This window comes from Mycobacterium sp. NGS11 (assembly GCF_059813315.1).
This window is the reverse complement of sequence record NZ_JCALEJ010000057.1, coordinates 1-4152: the sequence shown is the minus strand read 5'-3', so window position 1 is coordinate 4152 and position 4152 is coordinate 1. Positions and strand designations below refer to the sequence as shown.

Sequence of the window (4152 nt, the reverse complement as noted above, 5' to 3'; positions counted from 1 at the left end):
CATGGTGCCCACCGCGCTCGTGGGCCTCGACCATCTGCCGTTAACGAGCAACGGCAAACTCGACAAACGCGCCCTGCCCACACCGGACTACAACACGGAGCACTACCGCGCCCCAGCCACCAGCACCGAGAAGATACTCGCCGGCATCTACGCCCAAGCCCTCGGCGTGGAACAAGTCGGTGTCGACGACTCCTTCTTCGAGCTGGGTGGGGATTCCATTTTGTCGATGCAGGTGGTCGCCCGGGCCAAGGCCGCTGGCCTGGCGTTGAGGCCGCGCGACATTTTCGTCGAGCAGACGGTCGCCCGGCTGGCCCGAGTGGCGACGGCCATGACCGCCGTCGGTGACTTCGCCGATGCCGGTGTCGGGCCGGTGATTCCCACCCCGATCATCCGATGGCTGGCCGGCGTGGACGGTCCGGTTGACCAGTTCAACCAGACCATCGTGGTACAGGCCCCGACGGGGGTGACCGAGGCCGACGTGGTGGTGATGTTGCAGGCCTTGCTCGACCGCCACGCCATGTTGCGGTTGCGCGTCGATGAGGAGGACGGCGGGGACTGGTCGTTGACCGTGCCGGAGGCGGGCTCGGTGGACGCGCGCGGCTGCCTGCAATCGGCGGACGCGTTATCGGACGAGGCGCTGATCACGGCGCGCTCGCGATTGGATCCGGCCGCCGGAATGATGCTGCGCGCCTTGTGGATTGCCGACACGGGCCAGCTGGCGCTGATCATTCACCATCTCGCCGTTGACGGGGTGTCGTGGCGAATCCTGTTGGAGGATCTCAACATCGCGTGGGCGCAGCACCACAGCGGCCAGCCGGTGACATTGCCGGAGGGCGGAACATCATTCGCCCGGTGGGCCTCGCTGCTGAGCAGACAGGCGCACGAGCCAACGGTGGTAGAACACGCCGAGGCGTGGCGCCGGATGGCGGCAGCCCCCGCCGCGTTGCCCGCAATCCAACCGCAAGCGGATACGTTCGCCACGGCTGGGCACTTGTCGGTGGAACTGGATGCCGAAACCACCCGGCTGCTTCTCGCTGAGGTGCCGGCCGCGTTCCACGCCGGCGTCCAGGACATCTTGTTGATCGCCTTCGGATTGGCGTGGACGCATTTCCGAGGCGCCGGCAGCGCTCCCGTCGGCATCGACGTCGAGGGGCACGGGCGGCATGAGGAACTGGCCGCGGATGTCGACCTGTCGCGCACGGTGGGATGGTTCACCACCAAATATCCGGTGGCCTTGACGATAGGCGGCGTTTCCTGGCCGCAGGTGGTGGCCGGTGAGGCTGCGCTGGGCGGGGCGATAAAGGACGCCAAAGAGCAGCTCCGCGCCGTGCCCGAGCCGCTGACCTATGGTCTGTTGCGCTATCTGAATGCCGGCATCGAGCTCGCCGGGGCCGACCCGGCGATTGGATTCAACTATCTGGGTCGTTTGGGCGCGGCGCCCGACGTGCTCGGCGACTTGTGGCGGATCAGTCAGGACGGCCTGTCGGCCACCGGCGCGGCCACAGCGATACCGATGCCGCTGGCGCACACCCTCGAACTCAACATCGGCACCGTCGACACCGAGGCCGGCCCGTACCTGCACGCGAACTGGACGTGGGCGCAATCGGCACTGGATCACACCCAAGTCGGCCGGCTCAGCCAGCTATGGTTCGACGCCCTCGTCGGCATCTGTGCGCACGTCCAACACGGCGGGGGCGGGCTGACACCGTCCGACATCGCGCCGGCCCGGCTCAGCCAGCTACAGATCGACGAGCTGCAGCGGCAATACGCGATTGCTGACGTGTTGCCGTTGACCCCGATGCAGCACGGACTGTTCTTCCACGCCAGCACCGCGCACGGCAACGATGACGCTGTCTATGCGATGCAGCTCGACATCACGTTGAGCGGACCCCTCGACCGGCACAAGCTCCGCGACGCCGTTCACACGGTGGTCAGTCGGCATCCGAACCTCGCGGCGCGCTTCTGCCAACAATTTGACGAGCCGGTACAGGTCATTCCCGCCAATCCCGAGACACCCTGGCGGTATGTCGACCTCGACGGTGCCGACGCCTCGCAGCAGATCCCGTTGGTGTGTGCGGCCGAACGGGCGGCGGTCTGCGACCTCACCGCCCCGCCGGCCTTCCGGGTCACGTTGATCCGTACGGCGCCAGACCGGCACGAACTCGTGGTGACCTCGCACCACATCGTGCTGGATGGCTGGTCGCTGCCAATCCTGTTGCAAGAAATCTTCGCCGGCTACTACGGTCAACGGCTTCCGGCGCCGGTCCCGTATCGCAGATTCGTCACCTGGCTGGCCGAGCGAGACCTCGACGCCGCACAGGCGGCCTGGCGTGAGGTGCTGGCGGGCTTTGACACCCCCACATTGGTGGGTCCACCAGGGCGTCCGCAGCTCGGCCCGCGAGGCGTCACCTCATATCTGTTGCCGGACGAAATCACGCGCGCCCTCGGTCAGCTGGCCCGCTCGCAGCACACCACCGTCAACACCGTGCTGCAGGCCGCCTGGGCGTTACTGCTGACCTCGCTGACCGGCCGCCCCGATGTCGCCTTCGGCGTCGCCGTCTCGGGCAGGCCGGCCGACATCGTCGGTGCGGACGCGATGGTAGGCCTTTTGATCAACACGGTGCCGGTGCGAGCGAACATCACGCACGCGACCAGCACCGCCGACCTGCTGGACCATCTGCAACGCGCCCACACCAAAACCCTTGAGCATCAACACCTTGCGCTTAGCGAGATCCACCGCAGCACCGGCCACGACCAACTGTTCGATACGCTGTTCGTGTTCCAGAACTACCCGATCGACACCGGCGCACCGTTGGGCGTCGACGGGTTGAACATCGCGGCGTTCACCAGCCGCGAATACAACCACTACCCGCTGACGGTCCAAGCCACTCCCGGCACCCAACTCGGCCTGCGTATCGAATTCGACACTGATGTGTTTGATGCCGCCAGTGTTGAGGTGTTGGTGGGGCGGTTGCGGGGGGTGTTGGTGGGGATGACGGGTGATTCGGGGCGGCGGTTGTCGTCGGTGGGTGTGGTTGGTGGTGTTGAGCGAGATTGTTTGTGGGGGTGGGGTAATCGGGCGGTGTTGGGTGCGCCGGTGGTGTCGGGGGTGTCGATTCCGGCGGTGTTTGGTGCGCAGGTGGGGCGTGTGCCGGGGGCGGTGGCGGTTAGTTTTGCGGGTCGGTCGATGAGTTATCGCGAGCTTGATGAGGCGTCGAATCGGTTGGCGCATCTGTTGGCGGCTCGGGGTGCGGGTCCGGGACGGGTTGTGGCGTTGTTGTTGTCGCGGTCGGTCGAGGCGGTCGTGGCGGTTGTGGCGGTGCTTAAGACCGGGGCGGGGTATTTGCCGATTGATCCGGCGGCGCCGCAGGCGCGGGTGGGGTTCATGGTGGGTGATGCCGGGCCGGTCGCGGTGGTCACTACTGCTGAGTTTGTGTCGCGGCTGGGTGGTTTTGGTGTGGCGGTGATCGATGTTGAGGATCCTGGGATTTCGGGGTTTTCGTCGGCGGGGTTGGCGGTGCCGGCGGCCGATGATATTGCCTACCTGATTTACACCTCGGGCACGACGGGGGTGCCGAAGGGGGTGGCGGTTACTCATCGCAGTGTGATCGAGCTTTTGGGGTCGCTGGGCGAGCGTGTGGGTTTGGCGGGTCAGGTGTGGTCGCAGTGGCATTCGTTGGCCTTCGATGTGTCGGTGTGTGAGATCTTTGGCGCGTTGTTGGGTGGTGGGCGTTTGGTGGTGGTGCCTGAGTTGGTGGCTCGTTCGCCAGAAGACTTGCACGCGTTGTTGATCCGTGAGCGGGTCGGGGTGTTGAGTCAGACCCCGTCGGCGTTTTATGCGTTGCAGGCAGTCGATGCACTGGCCTGCGAACCGCAGGGCCGGCTGGGGTTGCGGGCGGTGTTGTTTGCTGGTGAGGCGTTGGAGCCGCAGCGTCTGGGTGTCTGGATGGACCAGCATTCGGGGTTGCCGCGGTTGATCAATTTGTATGGCACCACCGAGACGACGGTGCATGCGTCGTTCCGCGAAATCGTCGAGCGTGATGTGGATGTCAGTGTGAGCCCGATTGGGGTGCCGTTGGGTCATTTGGCTTTTTTTGTGCTGGATGGTTGGTTGCGTCCGGTGCCGGTCGGGGTGGTGGGGGAGTTGTATGT

The 4152-nt window shown here is 65.7% G+C and carries 1 protein-coding gene; it reads left to right on the top strand.

The features are described 5' to 3' along the window. Positions 1–4152, top strand: a 4152-nt coding sequence (locus AC5Y4T_RS26040; protein ID WP_499956128.1) for a condensation domain-containing protein, incomplete at both ends; no start/stop codon positions are given.